The sequence below is a fragment of the Neorhizobium sp. JUb45 genome, assembly GCF_004343585.1.
GTDB lineage: Bacteria > Pseudomonadota > Alphaproteobacteria > Rhizobiales > Rhizobiaceae > Neorhizobium.
In genome coordinates this window covers 804177-824716 of record NZ_SLYW01000002.1, presented here as the reverse complement: position 1 = coordinate 824716, position 20540 = coordinate 804177, and the positions used below count along the sequence as shown (strand labels likewise).

General features: G+C 58.9%; 29 protein-coding genes and 1 pseudogene. 7 read left to right on the top strand and 23 right to left on the bottom strand.

The window, feature by feature from the left end:
* Window positions 1–231: 231 nt before the first annotated feature.
* Complete coding sequence (locus EDF70_RS10840) at window positions 232–537, top strand: DUF1883 domain-containing protein (protein WP_132273323.1); 306 nt, start codon at window positions 232–234, stop codon at window positions 535–537.
* Window positions 538–541: 4 nt separating this feature from the next.
* On the opposite strand, the gene EDF70_RS10835 is transcribed toward EDF70_RS10840, so the two are convergent.
* Window positions 542–1858 (bottom strand): replication-associated recombination protein A, encoded by a 1317-nt coding sequence (locus EDF70_RS10835; protein WP_132273322.1) that lies wholly within the window; start codon window positions 1856–1858, stop codon window positions 542–544.
* Window positions 1859–1864: 6 nt separating this feature from the next.
* Entirely contained in the window at window positions 1865–3268 is a 1404-nt protein-coding gene (locus tag EDF70_RS10830; protein ID WP_132273321.1) for a DegQ family serine endoprotease, read from the bottom strand.
* Between the two features lie 149 nt (window positions 3269–3417).
* Between EDF70_RS10830 and EDF70_RS10825 the strand changes: the two are divergent.
* The 3 genes and pseudogenes from EDF70_RS10825 (at window position 3418) to EDF70_RS10815 (ending at window position 4470) form a co-directional block, all read left to right on the top strand.
* Window positions 3418–3797: pseudogene (locus tag EDF70_RS10825) on the top strand (YkvA family protein).
* A 29-nt stretch (window positions 3798–3826) separates the two neighbouring features.
* On the top strand, window positions 3827–4183 hold the full coding sequence (locus tag EDF70_RS10820; RefSeq protein WP_132273320.1) for a hypothetical protein: 357 nt from the start codon (window positions 3827–3829) through the stop codon (window positions 4181–4183).
* Between the two features lie 59 nt (window positions 4184–4242).
* Window positions 4243–4470, top strand: coding sequence for a CopG family transcriptional regulator (locus tag EDF70_RS10815; RefSeq protein WP_132273319.1), 228 nt, complete (start codon window positions 4243–4245; stop codon window positions 4468–4470).
* Here EDF70_RS10815 and EDF70_RS10810 read toward each other — a convergent pair.
* From EDF70_RS10810 to EDF70_RS10800, 3 genes are all read right to left on the bottom strand, one after another.
* Window positions 4446–4670, bottom strand: coding sequence for a DUF433 domain-containing protein (locus EDF70_RS10810; RefSeq protein WP_132273318.1), 225 nt, complete (start codon window positions 4668–4670; stop codon window positions 4446–4448). The two genes, EDF70_RS10815 and EDF70_RS10810, sit on opposite strands and share 25 nt — an antisense overlap.
* A 94-nt stretch (window positions 4671–4764) precedes the next feature.
* Window positions 4765–6600, bottom strand: coding sequence for a dihydroxy-acid dehydratase (gene ilvD, locus EDF70_RS10805; protein WP_132273317.1), 1836 nt, complete (start codon window positions 6598–6600; stop codon window positions 4765–4767).
* Between the two features lie 160 nt (window positions 6601–6760).
* A complete protein-coding gene (locus EDF70_RS10800) occupies window positions 6761–7177 on the bottom strand; it encodes a DUF4112 domain-containing protein (RefSeq protein ID WP_132273316.1) in 417 nt (138 codons plus the stop codon).
* A 204-nt stretch (window positions 7178–7381) separates the two neighbouring features.
* Here EDF70_RS10800 and msrP point away from each other — a divergent pair, with 204 nt between their 5' ends.
* The 3 genes from msrP (at window position 7382) to EDF70_RS10785 (ending at window position 9913) form a co-directional block, all read left to right on the top strand.
* The gene (gene msrP, locus EDF70_RS10795; RefSeq protein ID WP_132273315.1) at window positions 7382–8323 is read left to right on the top strand and encodes a protein-methionine-sulfoxide reductase catalytic subunit MsrP; all 942 of its coding nucleotides are present in this window, start codon (window positions 7382–7384) and stop codon (window positions 8321–8323) included.
* Window positions 8323–8973 (top strand): protein-methionine-sulfoxide reductase heme-binding subunit MsrQ, encoded by a 651-nt coding sequence (gene msrQ / locus EDF70_RS10790; RefSeq protein WP_132273314.1) that lies wholly within the window; start codon window positions 8323–8325, stop codon window positions 8971–8973. The genes msrP and msrQ overlap by 1 nt, the downstream gene beginning before the upstream one ends.
* Window positions 8974–9037: 64 nt before the next feature.
* A complete protein-coding gene (locus tag EDF70_RS10785; protein ID WP_132273313.1) occupies window positions 9038–9913 on the top strand; it encodes a DUF817 domain-containing protein in 876 nt (291 codons plus the stop codon).
* Between the two features lie 76 nt (window positions 9914–9989).
* On the opposite strand, the gene EDF70_RS10780 is transcribed toward EDF70_RS10785, so the two are convergent.
* The 18 genes from EDF70_RS10780 to rplN all read right to left on the bottom strand — a co-directional run bounded on the left by EDF70_RS10780 (window position 9990) and on the right by rplN (window position 20407).
* Window positions 9990–10481 carry a DoxX family protein gene (locus EDF70_RS10780; RefSeq protein WP_245519113.1) on the bottom strand — a complete coding sequence of 164 codons (492 nt, stop codon included), beginning with the start codon at window positions 10479–10481 and terminating at the stop codon, window positions 9990–9992.
* Window positions 10482–10611: 130 nt separating this feature from the next.
* Window positions 10612–11040, bottom strand: coding sequence for a DUF2809 domain-containing protein (locus EDF70_RS10775; RefSeq protein WP_132273311.1), 429 nt, complete (start codon window positions 11038–11040; stop codon window positions 10612–10614).
* A gap of 75 nt (window positions 11041–11115) precedes the next feature.
* Entirely contained in the window at window positions 11116–11541 is a 426-nt protein-coding gene (gene rplQ / locus EDF70_RS10770; protein ID WP_132273310.1) for a 50S ribosomal protein L17, read from the bottom strand.
* A 45-nt stretch (window positions 11542–11586) separates the two neighbouring features.
* A complete protein-coding gene (locus EDF70_RS10765; RefSeq protein WP_132273309.1) occupies window positions 11587–12597 on the bottom strand; it encodes a DNA-directed RNA polymerase subunit alpha in 1011 nt (336 codons plus the stop codon).
* A 177-nt stretch (window positions 12598–12774) separates the two neighbouring features.
* A complete protein-coding gene (gene rpsK / locus EDF70_RS10760; protein ID WP_112731736.1) occupies window positions 12775–13164 on the bottom strand; it encodes a 30S ribosomal protein S11 in 390 nt (129 codons plus the stop codon).
* A 127-nt stretch (window positions 13165–13291) separates the two neighbouring features.
* Entirely contained in the window at window positions 13292–13660 is a 369-nt protein-coding gene (rpsM, locus tag EDF70_RS10755) for a 30S ribosomal protein S13 (RefSeq protein ID WP_132273308.1), read from the bottom strand.
* A gap of 233 nt (window positions 13661–13893) precedes the next feature.
* Window positions 13894–14478, bottom strand: a complete 585-nt coding sequence (locus tag EDF70_RS10750) for an adenylate kinase (RefSeq protein WP_132273307.1) — start codon at window positions 14476–14478, stop codon at window positions 13894–13896.
* On the bottom strand, window positions 14475–15815 hold the full coding sequence (gene secY / locus EDF70_RS10745; RefSeq protein WP_132273306.1) for a preprotein translocase subunit SecY: 1341 nt from the start codon (window positions 15813–15815) through the stop codon (window positions 14475–14477). The genes EDF70_RS10750 and secY overlap by 4 nt, the downstream gene beginning before the upstream one ends.
* Window positions 15816–16048: 233 nt before the next feature.
* Entirely contained in the window at window positions 16049–16525 is a 477-nt protein-coding gene (rplO, locus tag EDF70_RS10740; RefSeq protein WP_132273305.1) for a 50S ribosomal protein L15, read from the bottom strand.
* 10 nt (window positions 16526–16535) lie between these two features.
* Window positions 16536–16745 carry a 50S ribosomal protein L30 gene (gene rpmD, locus EDF70_RS10735; protein ID WP_054158113.1) on the bottom strand — a complete coding sequence of 70 codons (210 nt, stop codon included), beginning with the start codon at window positions 16743–16745 and terminating at the stop codon, window positions 16536–16538.
* A 14-nt stretch (window positions 16746–16759) separates the two neighbouring features.
* On the bottom strand, window positions 16760–17326 hold the full coding sequence (gene rpsE / locus EDF70_RS10730; RefSeq protein WP_132273304.1) for a 30S ribosomal protein S5: 567 nt from the start codon (window positions 17324–17326) through the stop codon (window positions 16760–16762).
* 140 nt (window positions 17327–17466) lie between these two features.
* Window positions 17467–17829 (bottom strand): 50S ribosomal protein L18, encoded by a 363-nt coding sequence (gene rplR / locus EDF70_RS10725; protein WP_132273303.1) that lies wholly within the window; start codon window positions 17827–17829, stop codon window positions 17467–17469.
* Window positions 17830–17841: 12 nt separating this feature from the next.
* Window positions 17842–18375 (bottom strand): 50S ribosomal protein L6, encoded by a 534-nt coding sequence (rplF, locus tag EDF70_RS10720; protein ID WP_132273302.1) that lies wholly within the window; start codon window positions 18373–18375, stop codon window positions 17842–17844.
* A gap of 42 nt (window positions 18376–18417) precedes the next feature.
* Window positions 18418–18816 carry a 30S ribosomal protein S8 gene (rpsH, locus tag EDF70_RS10715; RefSeq protein WP_132273301.1) on the bottom strand — a complete coding sequence of 133 codons (399 nt, stop codon included), beginning with the start codon at window positions 18814–18816 and terminating at the stop codon, window positions 18418–18420.
* Window positions 18817–18828: 12 nt separating this feature from the next.
* On the bottom strand, window positions 18829–19134 hold the full coding sequence (gene rpsN, locus EDF70_RS10710) for a 30S ribosomal protein S14 (protein WP_132273300.1): 306 nt from the start codon (window positions 19132–19134) through the stop codon (window positions 18829–18831).
* Between the two features lie 33 nt (window positions 19135–19167).
* Window positions 19168–19725: a 50S ribosomal protein L5 gene (rplE, locus tag EDF70_RS10705; RefSeq protein WP_132273299.1), complete on the bottom strand. Its 558-nt coding sequence runs from the start codon at window positions 19723–19725 to the stop codon at window positions 19168–19170.
* Window positions 19718–20026, bottom strand: a complete 309-nt coding sequence (gene rplX / locus EDF70_RS10700; RefSeq protein ID WP_112731758.1) for a 50S ribosomal protein L24 — start codon at window positions 20024–20026, stop codon at window positions 19718–19720. The genes rplE and rplX overlap by 8 nt, the downstream gene beginning before the upstream one ends.
* Window positions 20027–20038: 12 nt before the next feature.
* Window positions 20039–20407 (bottom strand): 50S ribosomal protein L14, encoded by a 369-nt coding sequence (gene rplN, locus EDF70_RS10695; RefSeq protein WP_003495199.1) that lies wholly within the window; start codon window positions 20405–20407, stop codon window positions 20039–20041.
* Window positions 20408–20540 lie beyond the last annotated feature (133 nt).

Sequence of the window (20540 nt, the reverse complement as noted above, 5' to 3'; positions counted from 1 at the left end):
AGTGCAAACAGCGGCCCAAAGAAAAACCCTCCGCGGCAGGGGAACAGCGGAGGGTCAGGTGACTTGGAGGTCAAAAATGTTTTTTGTTATCGTGCGACACCGAGGGGAGGAATGCCGCCTGTTATCTGATGTGTTCGATGTGTAGATAACCGATAAGTGGCCATTTGGTTCCACGCTTCCTTAACGGCCGAGTGTTATAGCTCTAAACCACCGCATGCAGCAGAGGCAACGATGTCGACCCATAATTTCCGCTTCACCCATTATGATCTGCGTGAACAGCGTGCCGGTACGATCGTGGATGTGACGCTGAATGCGGTGAACAACGTGCGTCTGATGACGGCGGTGAATTTTCAACGCTTCAAGGAAAAGCTCGACTACAAATATGTCGGCGGCATCGCCAAAAAATCACCGACACGGGTCATCATTCCGGATGCCGGTCACTGGCACCTGATTGTCGATGAGGAAGGTCATGGCGGGCTGGCGGGGTCTTCCGTCAAGGTCGTCGCACCGCCCGGCCGTCAGACCAAGGCGTCCTGACGCCTCAGCCTTCGCCGCGCTCACGCCGCAGTTTTTGCCACCAGTCCAGCCGCTTGCGGATATCCCGCTCAAAGCCGCGCTCGACCGGCTCGTAAAACGTCTGGCGACCCATCTTTTCCGGAAAATAATCCTGACCTGAAAACGCATCCGGCTCGTCGTGGTCGTAACGATAGCCGTCGTTATACCCTTCAGCCTTCATCAGCTTGGTCGGCGCATTGAGAATATGTTTGGGCGGCAGCAGCGAACCGTTTTCCTTCGCCGCCCGCGTCGCGGCCTTGAAGGCGGTATAGACGGCGTTGGATTTCGGCGCGGTGGCGAGATAGACGCAGGCCTGCGCCAGCGCCAGTTCGCCCTCCGGCGAACCGAGATAGTCATAGGCATCCTTGGCGGCATTGCACACCACCAGCGCCTGCGGATCGGCAAGGCCGATATCCTCCACTGCCATGCGCACCAGCCGGCGCCCGAGATAAAGCGGGTCCTCACCGGCATCGAACATACGGGCGAGATAATAGAGCGCCGCATCCGGGTCCGATCCGCGCACCGATTTATGCAGCGCAGAGATCAGATTGTAATGGCCGTCCTGCGCCTTGTCATAGACCGGCGCGCGACGCTGCACGATGCGGGTCAGGTTCTCTGTGTCAAAAACCTCCCCTGCCCGCGCGGCACGCCAAACCTCTTCGGCCAGCGTCAGCACAGCACGGCCGTCGCCATCGGCCATGCGCACCAGCGCCGCACGCGCGCTGCCATCGAGCGGCAGCGGCTTGTCTTCCACCTTTTCGGCGCGTGCCAAAAGTTCGGTCAGGCTTTCTTCGTCATGGCTTTTGAAGGTCAGAACACGGGCACGCGACAAAAGAGCGGCGTTGAGTTCGAAGGACGGATTTTCCGTGGTGGCGCCGACCAGCACGATCGTGCCGTCTTCCATCACCGGCAGAAAACTGTCCTGCTGGGCGCGATTGAAGCGATGGATCTCGTCGACGAACAACAGCGTCTGGCGGCCATCCATGCGGCGCAGCCGGGCGCCCTCAAAAACCTTCTTGAGATCGGCGACGCCGGAAAAGATCGCCGAAATCTGCTCGAAGGCCAGACCCGCCTCACCGGACAAAAGCCTTGCAACAGTGGTCTTGCCGGTGCCGGGAGGTCCCCAGAAAATCATCGAACCCAGCGAACCGCTGTCGATCATGCGGCGAAGCACGCCGTCTTCACCGGTCAGGTGCGATTGGCCGGTCACGTCAGCGATCGTTTTCGGTCTCAGCCGATCAGCAAGAGGCCGCCGATTGGCGACCTCCTCCGGAATTTTCGGTGCGAAAAGATCGTTGCTCATGATCGATCAGCGGAAGAACTGGCGGATGCGCTGGCCATCACGCTCGATCTCAAGACGCCAGAAACCCGGATCGGCATCTTTCAGGATGCCTTCGAGTTCCTTGCTGGTCTTCACCGTATCGCCGTTGAGCGAAATGATGATGTCCTTCGGCCGGAAGCCGACGCGGGCAGCAGGAGAGTTGCGGGCGATATCGGTCACCACGACGCCGGTCTTGTCGGCGGTCAGCTGCAGTTCGCCGGCAAGTTTCGGCGACAGATTGGCGACGCGCAGGCCGGCAAACGGATTGCGGCCTTCGATCAGGCGTTCGTCACGTGGCGTCGTTTCCGGCGCGGTGTTGAGCGCGATCGTCAGCTTGCGCTCACCGCTCGATTGGGCGACCGTCAGGTCCGCAGCCTTGCCGAGACCGGCCGTGGTCAGGCGGTAACCCAAGGCATCGGGATGCTCGACAGGGATGCCGTTGACGGCGGTAATGACTTCACCCGGCTTCAGGCCACCCTTGTCCGCCGGCCCACCTTCGACAACGGCCGTTACCAGCGCGCCGCGGGCGGTTTTCAGGCCAAGCGCTTCAGCAACCTCGGAAGTCACCGGCATGAAGGTCGCGCCGACATAAGGACGTTCGAAGGTGGTCTTGCCCTCTTCGGCAGCCTTCAGGAACACTTTTACGAGATTGCCGGGAATGGCAAAACCGACGCCGTTGGAACCACCACCACGCGAGAAGATCGCGGTGTTGATGCCGATCAGCTCGCCATTGGTGTTCATCAGTGCACCGCCGGAATTGCCGGGGTTGATCGACGCATCCGTCTGGATGAAGAAGCCGAAATCGCCATTGGTGACCTGGTTGCGGGCAAGGCCCGAAACGATGCCGCTGGTGACGGTCTGGCCGACGCCGAACGGATTGCCGATGGCGAGCACGAGATCACCGACCTCGACGGCATCGGAATTGGCGATGGCGAGAACCGGAAAGCTTTCCTTCGCCTTGATGCGCAGCACGGCCAGATCCATGCTCTCGTCCTTGAGGATCACCTCGCAGGGGAACTCACGGCCATCGGCCAGCGCGATCTTGATATCGTCAGCGCCCTGGATGACGTGGTTGTTGGTGACCACGAGACCGTTGTCGGAGAGGATGACGCCGGAGCCGAGCGACGACTGCTTTTCCGAGCGGTTCGGCATGCGCTGGCCAAAGAACTGCTCGAAGAAGGGATCGCCGGCAAACAGATTGTTCCGCTGCACGGCACGTTCGGCATAAACGTTGACCACGGCGCCCGCGGTGCGCTTGACCAGCGGCGCGAACGAAAGCTGCATCTGCTCACGGCTCTGCGGCAGGGTTTTCTCCTGCGCTTGCGCCGCAACGGGCAGAAGAAGGGTTAAAGCCAGAAGGCCGGTCGACACGCATTTTTGCATGTTCAGCATGTAGTTCCTCTATTCAGAAGGTCCGGCCACAACAGCCGGGGCCGATATATCGACGCCGAAGCTGGAAAACAAAGGTGGCCGAATCACGGACGAGATCGCGAAAATCGAATGGTTTCAGATTACATATAGGACAGGTAAGAATGGAAACCATGGACTTTCTGACACGCGCAAAAAACTGGGCAAAACGGCTGAAACGCGAGGTCGTGGTGCTGTGGTTTGCCGCCCGTGATCGCGCGTACCCTTGACGGCGAAGCTCGTGGCAGGTGCGGTTGCCGCCTACGCGTTGTCACCGATCGACCTGATCCCGGATTTCATCCCCGTCCTCGGTTATCTCGATGATGTGATCCTGGTGCCGCTCGGCATCATGCTGGCGGTAAAGCTCGTGCCGCAGGCGCTGATGGCCGAGTTCCGCGAGCAGGCAGCTTTGCGCGAAGGACGCCCGACCAGCCGCTCCGGCCTCATCGCCATCCTTGCCATCTGGCTTTTGTGCCTCATTTTGCTTGTCTGGGGTCTTTCAGATTTCTTCTGAAGGCTCGCCACCATGCAAGGAACGCCGGAATGAAGAATACGATCACCGCCACAGCCCTGACTGCCTTTCTCCTCGGCCTGACCTTGCCAACCCTGCCCGCGACCGCAGCCAGTTTCGACTGCAACGGCCAGAATCTGGCCGCCGATGAAAAAGCCATCTGCGAAAACCGTGACCTCAACGATGCCGACGTGAAGATGGTGACGACATTCGAGATCCTCACCGGGCTTCTGGCCATGGGCACGCGCGGCGAGATGCAGGACGATCAGGCCACATGGCTGAAACGCCGCCAGGCTTGCGGCGGTGATATCGAATGTATCCGCACCGCGTATGTAGGGCGGCTGAAACAGCTCAGCGAAACGTTCGAGAAGATCAACCGGCCGCTGTGATGGTGGTGTGGTGGTGCCATGAATGGTAAGCTGTCTCAGTTCATCAGAAGAGGTTCACCATGGCAGCCCTCGATAATCTGCCGGATGGCTCTGACGACACCGCGCGCGAGCCCACAAGCAGGGCCGTTAGCACCTATGTCGACGACGAAACCGACATCCTTCGCGGCATAGAAGCGGGCCTCTCCGATCTTCAATCCGGTAGACTCGTGCCGCATGATGAAGCCATGGCCGAGATAATGGCGCGGATCAATGCAGCGCAGTTTCAGGCGACGCCTGACACCGTATGACCGGCAGGGCCGGCGATATATTCAAGGGCGGCCTGAATATCCGCAGCCTCGGGAAGCGGATAATCCTCGAGGATTTCCTCATGACTTGCACCGGCCGCCAACAGTTCAAGAACATCCTTCCCACGGATCCGCAGGCCGCGAATGGCGGGGCGTCCCGCGCAGATTTGCGGATCGAAGGTGATGCGATGAAGTTCGGACATTTTTGCCTCCGGAGCCTGCCACCTAAACACAACACAAAGCCCCGCCGGTGAAACCTGACGGGGCTTTGATGTCTTAGTGCCGTATCGGCAAACCTTACTCCGGCAAGATCCGCACTGCGCCCTTGTCGGCCGAAGATGCAAAGGCCGCATAAGCCTTCAGCGCCGTCGTGACATTGCGCTTGCGCGGCGCTGCCGGCTTCCAGCCGAGCGTTTCCTGCTCGTGGCGGCGGGCCGCCAGATCGGCGTCCGAAACCTTCAGGTTGATCGTGCGGTTCGGAATGTCGATCTCGATCATATCACCCGGCTGAACCAGACCGATGGCGCCGCCCTGTGCCGCTTCCGGCGAGGCGTGACCGATCGACAGGCCCGACGTGCCACCGGAGAAACGGCCGTCGGTGATGAGAGCGCAGGCCTTTCCAAGGCCCTTCGACTTCAGATAGCTGGTCGGATAGAGCATTTCCTGCATGCCCGGTCCGCCCTTGGGACCTTCGTAACGGATGACGACGACGTCACCGGCAACGACTTCGTTGCTCAGGATGCCCTTCACGGCAGCGTCCTGACTCTCGAAAACCACAGCCGGGCCGGTGAATTTCAGGATCGATTCATCGACACCGGCGGTTTTGACGATGCAGCCATCGAGCGCGATGTTTCCGTAGAGAACAGCCAGACCGCCGTCCTTGGAGAACGGATGTTCGACCGAGCGGATAACGCCCTTTTCGCCGTCTGCGTCGAGATCATCCCAGCGCGAGGACTGCGAGAAGGCGACCTGCGTCGGCACGCCGCCCGGTGCGGCCTTGAAGAAGGTGCGGACAGTCTCGGAATTGGTGCGGGTGATATCCCAGCGGTCGATGGCATCACCGAGCGTCGGCTCGTGGACGGTGTAGCAATCGCGGTTGATCAGGCCACCGCGATCGAGTTCGCCGAGAATACGCATGATGCCACCGGCGCGGTGCACGTCTTCCATATGGACGTCCTGCTTGGCAGGCGCGACCTTGGACAGGCACGGTACCTTGCGCGACAGCTTGTCGATCTCTTCCATGCCGAAATCGATGCCGCCCTCATAGGCGGCCGCGAGGATGTGCAGAACCGTATTGGTCGAACCGCCCATGGCGATATCGAGCGACATGGCGTTCTCGAAAGCTTTCTTGCTGGCGATATTGCGCGGCAGGACGTTTTCGTCCTCCTGCTCATAATAACGGCGTGCGAGATCAACGATCAGGTGACCGGCCTCGACGAACAGGCGCCTGCGATCCGAATGGGTGGCGAGCGTCGAACCGTTTCCGGGCAAGGACAGGCCGAGCGCCTCGGTCAGACAGTTCATCGAGTTGGCGGTGAACATGCCGGAGCAGGAACCGCAGGTCGGGCAGGCCGAGCGTTCGATGACAGCCACGTCCTCGTCGGAAATCTTGTCATCCGCAGCGGCGACCATGGCATCGACGAGATCGAGCGCAACCGTCTTGCCGTGCATGACAACCTTGCCGGCTTCCATAGGGCCGCCGGAGACGAAGACTGCCGGAATGTTCAGGCGCATGGCAGCGTTCAGCATGCCGGGCGTGATCTTGTCGCAGTTGGAGATGCAGACCATGGCATCGGCGCAATGGGCGTTGACCATGTATTCGACCGAGTCGGCGATGATTTCGCGCGATGGCAGCGAATAGAGCATGCCGTCATGGCCCATGGCGATGCCGTCATCGACGGCGATGGTGTTGAATTCCTTGGCAACACCGCCGGCCGCCTCGATTTCGCGCGCAACCAGCTGGCCGAGATCCTTCAGGTGGACGTGGCCGGGTACGAACTGCGTGAAGGAATTGACGACGGCGATGATCGGCTTGCCGAAATCCGAATCCTTCATGCCGGTGGCGCGCCAAAGGCCGCGCGCACCCGCCATGTTGCGGCCGTGGGTGGTGGTTCTGGAACGATAAACTGGCATGGATGTGTCCTCACTCGATCGGACCCTGCAGTCTATCTGCTCCCCGGCAGAGACGCAAAAGCCCTATTTTTGTGGTTTTCCTACTCCAATCGCGAACGGGTGTCACTGCCAGAAACCGGCAAAACAGTACGGTACGGTACGGTTCGCAAAATGAACTTGGTCAACGCCGCAAGTCATCAGGCATAACGCCAAAATGCTGCATGATCATATCGACGTTGCGGCGGTGGGATTTGAAATAGACGTCGAACAGATCACCGAACACCGGCACGCTGCCGACCACAGAATCCAGCGCGATATTGCCGACCATCTGCGCCAGCTTATCGGCGGGCACACCCATGCGGCGCGCTTCGTTGACGATGTAGAGGCCGATTAACGCGCCGCCGGCATCACCGATCACCGGAACGAGGCCCATTACGGAATCTGCGCCAAAGCGGATGCCGGTACCGGGAATGCGGATGGCAGTGTCCATCAGCCGCGCGATACCCGACAGCCTGCGCAGACGACGCAGTCTCTCGATACTATCGGTGAAATCGTCTCCGGTGGTATTTCCAGCGGCATTCCATGTGCGTGCGGCCATTTTTGCCTCCAGCAAATCCATTGCTGCATAAATGAATGGGGATTGCTGTGGTTCCCTGCAATGCCGGCGGTGAGATTTGTCTCCTCAAGGACAATCCCAGGCTTCACGCAAACGTGGTTCATTCGCATCCGCTGGGTGCTGTGAAACCAAACCGCCCGGCGCTACGTATATTGACGGAATACAGTTTTCAGCTGGAGGCCGATCATGGCTGCCTATCGCCCACCACACATTCCCGCATCCGACATTACGCCGCGCAGCATCTACATGTCGCGCCGCAGCTTTCTCGGTACGGCCGCTGCCGGCCTTGCCCTGACTGGCGCAGGCAGCGCGTTTGCCGCACCGCTGCAGGCCAGGCCCGGCCCCTATACACTGGACGAGAAGCTGACGCCGAAGGAAGCGGTGACCTCCTACAACAATTTTTATGAGTTCGGGACGGACAAGAGCGATCCGTCCAACAATGCCGGCGACTTCAAGCCGACGCCCTGGACGGTGAAGGTCGACGGGCTTGTCGGCAAACCGAAGGAATTCGGCCTCGAAGAGCTGTTGAAGATGCCGATCGAGGATCGCACCTATCGCATGCGCTGCGTCGAGGGATGGTCGATGGTGATACCATGGATCGGTTTTCCGCTGGCGGCATTGCTCGATCAGGTGGAGCCGCAGGGCAGCGCCAAATATGTTTCCTTCGAAACGGTGGTGCGGCCGGAAGAAATGCCGGGCCAGAAAGGCCTTTTTCAGCCCCTGCCCTGGCCTTACGTCGAAGGATTGCGCCTCGATGAGGCCCGTCATCCGCTGACCATCCTCGCCGTCGGTCTTTATGGCGAAACGCTGCCCAACCAGAACGGTGCACCGATCCGACTGGTGGTGCCGTGGAAATACGGCTTCAAGAGCATCAAGTCGATCGTCAGGATTTCGCTTGTCGAAAAGCAGCCCGAAACCACCTGGAAAAACAGCAATGCCCGCGAATACGGGTTCTATTCCAACGTCAATCCGGCCGTCGATCACCCGCGCTGGAGCCAGGCGACCGAGCAGCGCATCGGCGAAGGTGGTTTCTTCAAGACGGCGCGGCGGCCAACCCTGCCCTTCAATGGCTATGCCGATGACGTCGCTGGTCTTTATGCCGGTCTGGACCTGAAGGCAAACTACTGATGTCTGTCATTCCCGCCCTGCCGCGCAAGTTCCACGGCCCGAGTATCTGGGCGCTCTATGTCATCGGTCTCTGTCCCGCGGCGTGGTATTTCTATCTTGGCGCAACGGGCGGCCTCGGCATCAATCCGGTCAAGGAATTCGAGCACCTGCTGGGTTTGTGGGCGCTGCGCTTCATCATCGCCACACTTGCAGTGACGCCGCTGCGCGATCTGGTTGGCATCAACTGGATCCGCTATCGGCGGGCGCTGGGTCTCCTCGCCTTCTATTATGTCGTGATGCATTTTTCGGTGTGGATGCTGCTCGATCTCGGCATGGATGTGCATGCAGTCCTGGGGGATATCCTCAAACGTCCCTATATTTCGATCGGCATGGTGTGCCTTGCGGCGCTGGTGCCGCTGGCGGTTACATCCAACAACTATTCGATCCGGCGTCTCGGCAAGCTCTGGATCGACATGCATCACCTGATCTACCCGATCGCCCTTGGCGGGGCGCTGCACTATTTCCTCGCCGTCAAATCGATCACCACCGGGCCCTTCATTCACATCGCAGCGATTGCCCTGCTTCTTGCCTATCGGCCGCTGCGCAAACCCATCATGCGCTGGAAGCGGGCGCGCAAGTCCGTGGATAGCCCACAGCCAGCACATCGCTGACGCGCCCTCGCCTTGACTTTGCCCATCTCGCAGTCTCCATTCCGGGCCGAATGGAGATCGGGGCATGACGACAGCAGACACGACAGCGAGCGGCGGACGACTGTCCTTCCTCGACACTTATCTGTGTGATCTGCGCCCCTGGGGCGAGCTTCGCGGTTCTGCCCGGTTCATGGTCGAGTTTCTCTATTTCGGCGTCAAGGAAGCGCGGGCCTGTCTGTTTGCCGGCCTGTTTTTCGTTTCGATCTTTCTGGTGCCGAAAGCAGGACTGCTTGGCCTGCCGCGCTACGACGTTCTGCTGATCATCGCACTCGCCATCCAGATCTTCATGATCTGGAGCAAGCTCGAAACCTGGGACGAAGCCAAGGCGATCGGCCTGTTTCACATCGTCGGTTTTGCGCTGGAAGTGTTCAAGACGTCAGGCAGCATCCAGTCATGGTCCTATCCGGATTTCGCCTATACCAAGCTGTTTGGCGTACCGCTGTTTTCCGGTTTCATGTACGCCGCCATCGGCAGTTACATCATTCAGGCCTGGCGGCTGTTCGACCTGCGTATCCACCATCATCCAAGCTACTGGATGGCGACAGTGATTGCGCTGGCGGTCTATATCAACTTTTTCAGCCACCATTATATCGGCGATTATCGCTGGTATATCGCAGCCTGCGCGATCGGCCTTTATGCGCGCACCACGGTCACCTTCCGCCCTTATGACCGCGAACGGAAAATGCCGCTTCTGCTGGCTTTCGTTCTGATCGGCTTTTTCATCTGGTTTGCCGAAAACGTCTTCACGCTCGTCGGTATCTGGCAATATCCGAACCAGATCGGTGCATGGTCTACCGTGCATCTCGGCAAGTGGAGTTCGTGGTCGATGCTGGTCATCATGACCTTCACGATCGTCGCGCACCTGAAGCACATCAAGCGGCAGATCCACGTTCCGGAATAAGCGCTACCGCAAGCAGATGAGGGCCGGACCCTGATGTGTCCGACCCTCGCCCCTCCCGCTGAACCTCGCGTGATGTCTAAAACTGTTTCTTGAAGAGCAGACGATCGAGCGACAGATAACCGCCGCCGAAGGCTGCGAACATGAAAGCGCCGCCAGTCCAGAACAACGATGCCTGTTCCGCCTTGCCCTGCGCCTGATGCAGGAATTTTGCGCCGCCATCGGCGAGCCTTGCCATTGCCGGCTGGGTGAACAGATCGCCGCCAGCCTTCAGCGCATCGATACCGGCCTGCGTCAGAAATGCATCTCCGTATGGATGCGCGAAATGATAGAACAGCGTGATCGCCAACATGACACCATTGGCCAGCGCTGCCGGACGGGTGAACAGGCCGAGAGCAATCATGATGCCACCGAAAAACTGCACGGCGGCGAGAAGCGGCGACCACAGCCAGCCCGGATAGAAGCCGATATTCTCGACAAAGCCGATTTGCGCGAACGGCGCCGTGATCTTGGCCCATCCCTCGATGGCAAGCATCCCGCCAATTGCCAGACGGAACACGCTCCAGGCCATGGGCTGAGCAATCCGTTCGTAAAATCCGCCAAGGGCAGGAATAAACAAATTTCTGGGTTCGCGGTCGAATATCGGAGCGTAAGTCATTGTCATCCCTCGCACTGTGTTGACAAGAGACAACTTAGCGGGATCACCGCCGGCCGACTTTGATTACAGTCAATCGCGAAAGACAAATGTCTGCGGCGGCGACCAATCCGATACCAACCGCGTAGGCCAGGATATTCCAGAGCGAGAAAACGCGGCCAAGCAGCAATTTCCCGGCCAGCGTCAGGCGAAACGCGTCGAGTTCGGGCGTGTGATATAGCCGGGAGAATTCCACCGCGGCGGCGATTGCTAGCGCCATGACGACCATCCGAACGATCCTCAGTGAACCGCTGACAACAGCGATCAGCAGGAAGACCATGGCGCCCCAGAGAATGGAGCCACCATATTTCACCACCAGGAAGGACAGTCCGAGATCATATCCGAAGCGCCGGAGTGCCAGCCCCGCCATGATCACGAGGATGACGACGAGCAGCCTGCGCCACCTCCGGTTCCACATCTCTTTGTCGGTCGCCATGCGCCCTCCCCGCAAGACATGAAAAAGGCCGGGCGTTTCCACCCGGCCTTTTCAAAGGATAGATCGAAGCCGAAATTAAGCGGCTTCAGCAGCTTCTGCTTCAGCGGCAACACGAGCCTTGTCGGCCTTGCCCTTGGCATCAACGTCGCGTTCAACGAACTCGATGACAGCCATCGGAGCGTTGTCGCCCTGACGGTAACCAGCCTTCATGATACGCAGGTAACCGCCGTTGCGGGTTGCGTAACGCGAAGCGATGGCATCGAACAGCTTCTTGACAGCGTCGTTGTCCTGGATCTGCGAGATGGCCTGACGACGAGCGTGCAGGTCGCCGCGCTTGCCGAGCGTTACCAGCTTCTCGACGATCGGGCGAATTTCCTTCGCCTTCGGGAGAGTGGTGACGATCTGCTCGTGCGTGATGAGCGAAGCAGCCATGTTGGCGAACATCGCCTTACGGTGGCTGGCAGTACGGTTAAGCTTGCGGCCGGCTTTTGCGTGGCGCATGATTTGTCTCCTTCACTTGCAGGCATTCGCCTGCAGTCTGACTAGTTAGTATTGGTCTTCGTAACGCTTTGCGAGGTCTTCGATGTTCTCCGGCGGCCAGGCGGGAACTTCCATACCAAGATGGAGGCCCATGGACGCGAGAACTTCCTTGATCTCGTTGAGCGACTTGCGACCAAAGTTCGGAGTGCGGAGCATTTCTGCTTCGGTCTTCTGGATCAGGTCGCCGATATAAACGATGTTGTCGTTCTTCAGGCAGTTCGCCGAACGGACGGAAAGTTCCAGTTCGTCGACCTTCTTGAGGAGCGCCGGGTTGAATGCCAGCTCGGTGACTGCTTCCTCTTCGGCTTCCTTCTGCGGCTCGTCGAAATTGACGAAGACCGACAGCTGGTCCTGAAGGATGCGGGCAGCGAATGCGACGGCATCTTCACCGGTGACCGAACCATCGGTTTCGATGGTCATGGTCAGCTTGTCATAGTCGAGAACCTGGCCTTCGCGGGTGTTCTCAACCTTGTACGATACCTTCTTCACCGGCGAGTAGAGGCTGTCGACCGGGATAAGGCCGATCGGAGCATCTTCCGCACGGTTGCGATCGGCCGGGACGTAACCCTTGCCGTTGTTGACCGTGAACTCCATGCGGATCTCGGCGCCCTCGTCGAGCGTGCAGATCACGTGGTCAGGGTTCAGGATCTCGATATCGCCGACCGTCTGGATGTCGCCGGCAGTGACCGAACCCGGACCCTGCTTGCGAACGACCATGCGCTTGGCATCGTCGCCGTCCATCTTGATGGCGATTTCTTTGATGTTGAGCACGATATCCGTCACATCTTCCCGAACGCCGGGGATGGAGGAGAATTCATGCAGGACGCCGTCGATCTGCACTGCGGTGACAGCAGCACCACGCAGAGACGACAGGAGAACGCGACGCAGGGCGTTGCCGAGCGTAAGACCGAAGCCACGTTCAAGCGGCTCGGCGACCAGCGTTACCTTCGTGCGACCGGACGAGGTGAAATCGACCTTGTTCGGCTTGATCAATTCCTGCCAGTTCTTCTGAATCATATTTTTCCCTTCCGTACGCTGCCACCATCCAATCGTGGCAACCGATCACGAGAACACCAACGATGCAAGATGCTTGTCGGCGATACAGGCAAAGCCGCCAAACCTCAAACGTGAGGCCGGGCGGCGATACCAGAGTTCTTTGAACGAAGCCGCGCCACACGCAGCCCCGAAATGCGATCAGACGCGGCGCTTCTTGCGCGGACGGCAACCGTTGTGCGGGATCGGCGTCACGTCGCGAATGGAGGTGATCATGAACCCGGCAGCCTGGAGGGCGCGCAGAGCCGATTCACGGCCGGAACCCGGACCGGTAACTTCGACTTCAAGCGACTTCATGCCGTGTTCCTGAGCCTTCTTGGCGCAGTCTTCAGCAGCGATCTGGGCCGCAAACGGAGTCGACTTACGCGAACCCTTGAAGCCCTTTGCACCAGCAGACGACCAAGCAATTGCGTTGCCCTGTGCGTCCGTGATGGTGATCATCGTGTTGTTGAAAGTCGAGTTAACGTGGGCAACGCCCGACGTGATGTTTTTACGTTCGCGACGGCGAACGCGTGTGGCTTCCTTGGCCATGATCTTCCTTTCGTCGATCTCTTCACCGCCGTAGTTCCAGCGGCTCCACCGGCCTGCATCGCAAGGATACAGGCCAAATTATAAAGAGGCCGGCAGCAGCCAGCCTCCCACTCCGGATTCCCGAAGATTACTTCTTCTTACCAGCAATCGCCTTCGCCGGACCCTTGCGGGTACGAGCGTTGGTGTGCGTGCGCTGACCGCGGACCGGAAGGCCACGACGGTGACGCAGGCCACGGTAGCAACCGAGGTCCATGAGGCGCTTGATGTTCATCGCAGTTTCGCGACGAAGATCGCCTTCGACCTGATAGTCGCGGTCGATGGTTTCGCGGATCTGAAGGACTTCAGAGTCCGTCAGCTGATGGACGCGCTTATCGGCGGGAAGACCAGTCTTCTCCATGATTTCCTGCGCGAACTTCGGACCAATCCCGTGAATGTAGGTCAGCGCGATAACAACGCGCTTCGCAGTCGGGATGTTGACGCCAGCGATACGTGCCACGTCTGCTCTCCTTTTCCAGTTGCCATCCGGCAAGTGGTGCTTGTTCATGATAGCGACCTTAAGCGGTCACCAGTTCAATTTCGATCCGGAACATGTCAAAACGATCGGACCCGGCTTCCCTCACGGGAAAACCGCGCCGATCGCAGAAATGTCGCGAGTTGGCGCGGTGTTTAGCGGAATCAGTGGCTGAAAGCAACCGGCACCGCCAAGATTCTTTAACAGTCCCCTACGGATCAAAGAGCCGACAGGTGCTTTTCGATTTCAGCCGTGACCGTCTTTACGTCAGCCATGCCATCGATCGTCTTCAACTGGCCGGTCGAAGCATAATGCGCCGATAGCGGAGCAGTCTTCTCGCGGTATTCGACCAGACGCTTCTTGAAAGCTTCCGGCATGTCATCTGCACGAACCTTGCCGCCTGCGGCGATCGTTTCGGCGACTCGGTTTTCGATTCGGCCCAACAGGGCGTTCTCGTCGACCTTCAGCTCGATGACCGTATCCAGCGGGCAGCCCTTGTCCTCGAGCATCTTCTCCAGCGCAACGGCCTGCGGCACGGTGCGCGGATAACCGTCGAGGATAAAGCCCTTGGCACAGTCCTCGGCGTCGATGCGTTCAGCGACGATCGCATTGACGATCTCGTCTGAGACCAGCTGGCCAGCATCCATGACGGCCTTAGCCTTAAGGCCGATTTCAGTTTCGGCTTCCTTGGCGGCACGAAGCATGTCGCCGGTGGAGAGCTGCGGAATACCGTATCTCTCGGTCAGAAGCTTGGCCTGGGTGCCCTTGCCCGCCCCGGGCGGTCCCAAAAAGATCAGTCTCATCGTCCCCTCTTTCCTCCGCGCAGTTTCGACTTCTTGATCAGACCCTCATACTGCTGCGCAATGAGGTGTCCCTGGATCTGTGCGACCGTATCAAGGGTTACACTGACGACAATCAAAAGCGAAGTACCACCAAGGGCTAATGGAATACCCGTGCGGGCAATCAGAAGCTCAGGCAGAGTGCAGACGAAGACAAGATAAATAGCGCCGATAACCGTGATGCGGGTAAGCACGTAGTCAATATATTCAGCGGTGCGATCACCCGGACGAATGCCCGGAATGAAGCCACCATGTTTCTTCAGGTTGTCCGCCGTCTCCTTGGGATTGAAGACGATGGCCGTGTAGAAGAAGGCGAAGAAGGCGATCAGCAGGCCATACAGAAGCATGAACACTGGCTGGCCGTGGCCGAGCGCCGAGATAACCATGGTTGCCCATTCAGGCAGCTGGTTGTTGCTGGCAAAGCCAGCAGCCGTTGCCGGCAGAAGCAGCAAAGAGGAAGCGAAGATTGCCGGAATGACACCCGAAGTGTTGAGCTTCAGCGGCAGGTGCGACGTGTCGCCCTGGAACATGCGATTGCCGACCTGACGCTTCGGATACTGGATCAGAAGGCGACGCTGCGCACGCTCGACGAAAACGATCAGAGCTATGACGCCGATGGCAACGAGGACGACCAGCAGAATGAGGCCCGTGTTCAGCGCGCCCGTGCGGCCAAGTTCCAGCGTGTTGGCAAGAGCGCTCGGCAGGCCTGCGGCAATACCGGCGAAGATGATCAGCGAGATACCGTTGCCGAGACCGCGCGAGGTGATCTGCTCACCCAGCCACATCAGGAACATGGTGCCGCCAAGCAGCGTCACGACGGTGGCGATTCGGAAGAACCAGCCCGGATCGATAACAAGCCCCTGCCCGCTTTCGAGGCCGACAGCAATGCCATAGGCCTGCAGCGTGCCGAGAAGAACGGTGCCGTAACGGGTGTACTGGTTAATGATCTTGCGGCCCTGCTCGCCTTCCTTCTTCAGGTTTTCAAGCGAGGGAACGACCGAGGTCATCAGCTGCACGATGATCGATGCGGAGATGTAAGGCATGATGCCGAGCGCGAAGATCGCCATACGCTCGACGGCGCCGCCCGAAAACATGTTGAAGAGGCCGAGAATACCACCCGACTGACCGCGGAAGGCTGCGGCATAAGCCTCGGGGTTCAGACCCGGAAGCGGAATATGCGTACCCAGACGGTACACAAGAAGGGCTGCCAGCGTAAACCACAGGCGCTTCTTGAGATCTTCCGCCTTGGCGAAAGTCGAAAAATTCAGATTTGAGGCCAGTTGTTCAGCTGCTGAAGCCATGGAATTCTCCGCCCGACCCTGTCCCCGGCAGCAAAACGCCAAACCGGAACCTAGTCTTGATTCTGTTTTTCAGAAATTCGGGGGCGCGAACTGCAATCAGCAATCGCCTGCCTCACCCGCTTTTCCGTTTGATCCCGGTAAGCTGACCGGCCGGACTGCCCTGGGATCGTGAGGCTCACATATGGACATAAAATCGCCCGGTGTGAAGCTCACTCCGGGCGATTTCAAAGGTTTTACTCTGCGGCAGTTTCGACAGCCGGAAGCTTGATCGAGCCACCAGCCTTTTCGATCTTCTCGACAGCAGCCTTGGAGGCGCCGGCGGCTTCGATCGAAACCTTTACCGTCAGTTCGCCGTCGGACAGGACGCGAACGCCGTCCTTGAGGCGACGGATGACGCCGGCAGCCTTGAGGGCTGCAGCATCGATCGTTGCCTTCGGGTCGAGCTTCTTGGCATCGATCGCAGCCTGAATACGGCCAACCGAAACGGTTGCGAAGTCAGACGAGAAGATGTTGTTGAAGCCACGCTTTGGCAGACGACGGTAGATAGGCATCTGACCGCCTTCGAAGCCGTTGATGGCAACGCCGGAACGGGCCTTCTGACCCTTGACGCCGCGACCACCGGTCTTGCCCTTGCCCGAACCGATACCGCGACCTACGCGGATACGGTCCTTGGAGGCGCCTTCGTTGTCCTTGATCTCATTCAGTTTCATGATCAAACCCTCACTTCTCGTCGACGACGCGGACGAGATGCTGGACGGCCCGGATCATGCCACGAACGGAAGGAGTGTCTTCCAGCGTGCGAACCCGGTGCATCTTGTTGAGGCCCAGACCAACCAGCGTTGCACGCTGAACGGCCGGACGGCGAATAGGCGATCCGATCTGTTCGATCGTAACCGTCTTTGCTTCAGTCTTCTTCGTAGCCTTAGCCATGTGTCAGACTCCTCTTATTCTTCCGACGCATTGCCGGAAGCGGCGCGACGAGCCTGCAGTGTGGCATACTTAAGGCCACGCTGAGCTGCCACATCCTTCGGATGCACCTGGTGCTTGAGGGCATCGAACGTCGCACGGATCATGTTGTACGGGTTCGACGAACCGGTCGACTTTGCAACAACGTCGTGCATGCCGAGAGTTTCGAAAACGGCGCGCATCGGGCCACCGGCGATGATGCCGGTACCAGCCTTGGCTGCACGAAGCAGAACCTTGCCGGCGCCATGGCGACCGTTGACGTCGTGATGCAGCGTACGGCCGTCACGCAGCGGTACGAAGATCAGATCGCGCTTGGCAGATTCAGTTGCCTTGCGGATAGCTTCCGGCACTTCACGAGCCTTGCCATGGCCGAAGCCAACGCGGCCCTTCTGGTCGCCGACGACGACGAGAGCAGCAAAACCGAAGCGACGGCCGCCCTTGACGACCTTGGCGACGCGGTTGATCGCGACCAACTTGTCGACGAATTCGCTATCGCGCTCTTCACGGCCCTGACGATCGTCACGGCCCTTTCTTTCCTGTGCCATTGTCCTTTTCCTTTTTCTTTTGCGGGTGGAACGGCAGGTTAAAGATAACCCGTCCCCTCTTTCTCAAGATCGGCCGGGGGCTGCGGAGAAACCGCATTTCGCCCGGCCTCCCCTATTGGGTGAGACCGGGCGAAAATTTCTTAGAAGCTCAGACCGCCTTCGCGGGCAGCTTCAGCAAGTGCCTTGATGCGGCCATGGTAGATGAAGGCGCCGCGATCGAACACGACTTCCGTCACGCCGGCCTTGGAGGCGCGCTCTGCAACCAGCTTGCCGACGGCAGCAGCTGCTGCAACGTCCGCACCGGTCTTCAGCGACTTGCGCAGATCGACGTCGAGCGTGGAAGCGGCTGCAAGAGTGCGGCCGGCCACATCGTCGATGACCTGTACGTAGATGTTCTTGGACGAGCGGTGAACCGACAGACGCGGACGGCCGTTTGCGACCTTCTTGATCTGGCGGCGAACACGGCTCGCACGCTTTGTGAGTGCTTCTTTTCTGGTAGCCATGATCGCTCGTCCTTACTTCTTCTTGCCTTCCTTGCGGACGATCCGTTCCCCAGCGTACTTGACGCCTTTGCCCTTGTAGGGCTCGGGACCGCGGTATTCGCGGATTTCCGCTGCAACCTGACCGACCTGCTGCTTATTGATGCCGGAGACGACGATTTCCGTCGGCTTCGGCACGGCAATGGTGATGCCCTCAGGGGCTTCATAGACAACATCGTGAGAGAAACCGAGCTGCAGCTGCAGGTTCTTGCCCTGCAGAGCCGCGCGGTAACCGACGCCGTTGATTTCGAGCTTGCGCTCGTAACCGTCCTTAACGCCCTTGAAGATGTTCTCGATCATCGTGCGGGACATGCCCCACTTCGAACGAGCATCCTTGGAATCGTTGACCGGGGTCACCGAAACAGCGTTTTCGTTGTATTCAACTTTGACTTCGTCGTTAGCAACGAAGAAAAGTTCGCCCTTCGGGCCCTTTGCGGTGATCTTCTGGCCGTCGACCGAAGCCGTTACGCCTGCAGGAACCGGAACGGGCTTTTTACCGATACGAGACATTATGTTATCCTGTCTGTCCGTTATGGAGATCCTTGCCCAGTCTTAGAAGACCGAGCAAAGAACCTCGCCGCCTACGTTCTGCTCGCGCGCCTGGTGATCGGCCATCACGCCCTTCGGTGTCGAAAGGATGGTGATACCGAGGCCGTTCGAGACCTGCGGGATGGACTTAACCGAGACATAAACTCGGCGGCCCGGCTTCGAAACGCGGCCGATCTTACGGATCACGGACGCGCCTTCGTAGTACTTGAGTTCGATTTCGATCTCGGCCTTGCCGTTACCAAAATCAATTTCCGAATAACCGCGGATGTAGCCTTCAGCCTGCAGAACATCGAGAACGCGAGCGCGCAGCTTGGAAGCAGGCGTCGAAACGGTGTTCTTGCGACGGGCAGCGCCGTTGCGGATGCGGGTGAGCATATCGCCCAAGGGATCAGTCATGGTCATCTAACGATCTCCTTACCAGCTCGACTTAACAATGCCCGGCACCTTGCCGGAATTACCAAGCTCACGAAGCGCGATACGCGACATTCCGAGCTTGCGGTAGAAAGCGCGCGGGCGACCGGTGACTTCACAACGGTTGCGGATACGCGTTTTCGAGCCATCACGCGGCAGAGAAGCGAGCTTGACAGAAGCCTTGAAGCGCTCTTCGATGGGCAGTGCCTGGTTCATGATGGTCGCCTTCAGAGCAGCACGCTTCTCAGCGTGTGCGGCAACCGTCTTGCGGCGGCGCTTGTTCTTTTCAACTGCGCTGGTTTTCGCCATATCGTAGTTCCTTTAAAACGCTTGTCGTTACGGTTACTGGCGGAACGGGAAGTTGAACTCTTTCAGAAGAGCCCGTGCTTCGTCGTCGCTGGTAGCCGTCGTGCAAACGATGATGTCCATGCCCCACATCTGATCAACCTTGTCGTAGTTGATCTCCGGGAACACAATGTGCTCCTTCAAGCCCATGGCGAAGTTGCCACGACCGTCAAAGGACTTCGGGTTCAGGCCGCGGAAGTCGCGAACGCGCGGAAGCGCGATGTTGACCAGGCGATCTACGAACTCGTACATGCGGGCGCCGCGCAGGGTAACCTTCGCGCCGATCGGCATCTGCTCGCGGACCTTGAAGCCGGCGATAGAGTTGCGAGCCTTGGTGATGACCGGCTTCTGGCCGGCGATAGCAGCCAGATCGGCAGCAGCCACGGTGGGCTTCTTCGAATCGGCAGTTGCTTCACCAACGCCCATGTTGATGACGATCTTGTCCAGCTTGGGGATCATCATTTCATTGGCGAACGAGAACTGTTCCTGCAGCGCTGCGCGGATGCGGGAAACGTATTCGGTCTTGAGCCGCGGCTCGTACTTGGACTCAGCCATCGATCACATCTCCCGTACGCTTGGCCACACGAACCTTCTTGCCGTCGACGACGGAGAAACCAACGCGGGTCGGCTTGCCGTCTTTCGCGACGATCGCGATGTTAGACAGGTGGATCGATGCTTCTTTGTTGATGATGCCAGCTTCCTGCGTCTGTGTCTGACGCTGGTGACGCTTCACCATGTTGATGCCGCCGACGACCGCACGGTCTTCCTTCGGCAGAACCTGGAGGACTTCACCGGTACGGCCCTTGTCCTTGCCGGTGAGTACGACGACGTTGTCGCCCTTCTTGATCTTCTGCATGGTTCTCGCTCCTTACAGTACTTCGGGAGCCAGCGAGATGATCTTCATGTGGTTCTTGGCGCGAAGTTCGCGCGGAACCGGTCCGAAGATACGGGTGCCGATCGGCTCTTTTTTGTTGTCGATGAGGACCGCTGCGTTGTTATCGAAGCGGATGACGCTGCCGTCGGCGCGACGGATGTCCTTGGCGGTACGAACGACCACCGCCTTCATCACATCGCCCTTCTTCACGCGGCCGCGCGGGATGGCTTCCTTGATCGAAACGACGATAATGTCGCCGACCGAAGCATACTTGCGCTTGGAGCCGCCCAGCACCTTGATGCACATGACACGACGTGCGCCGGAATTATCCGCCACGTCGAGGTTTGTTTGCATCTGAATCATGTCAGGTCGCCTTCTCGTAAGGACCGAAACGGTTGGGCATAGAGCCCCCTATTCCGGCCATGGACATATTTTATTTCGCGCGGGTTGGGTCTTGCCAAGGTGGTTTCCCCAACGGGACCTTCCCTGCGCTGCA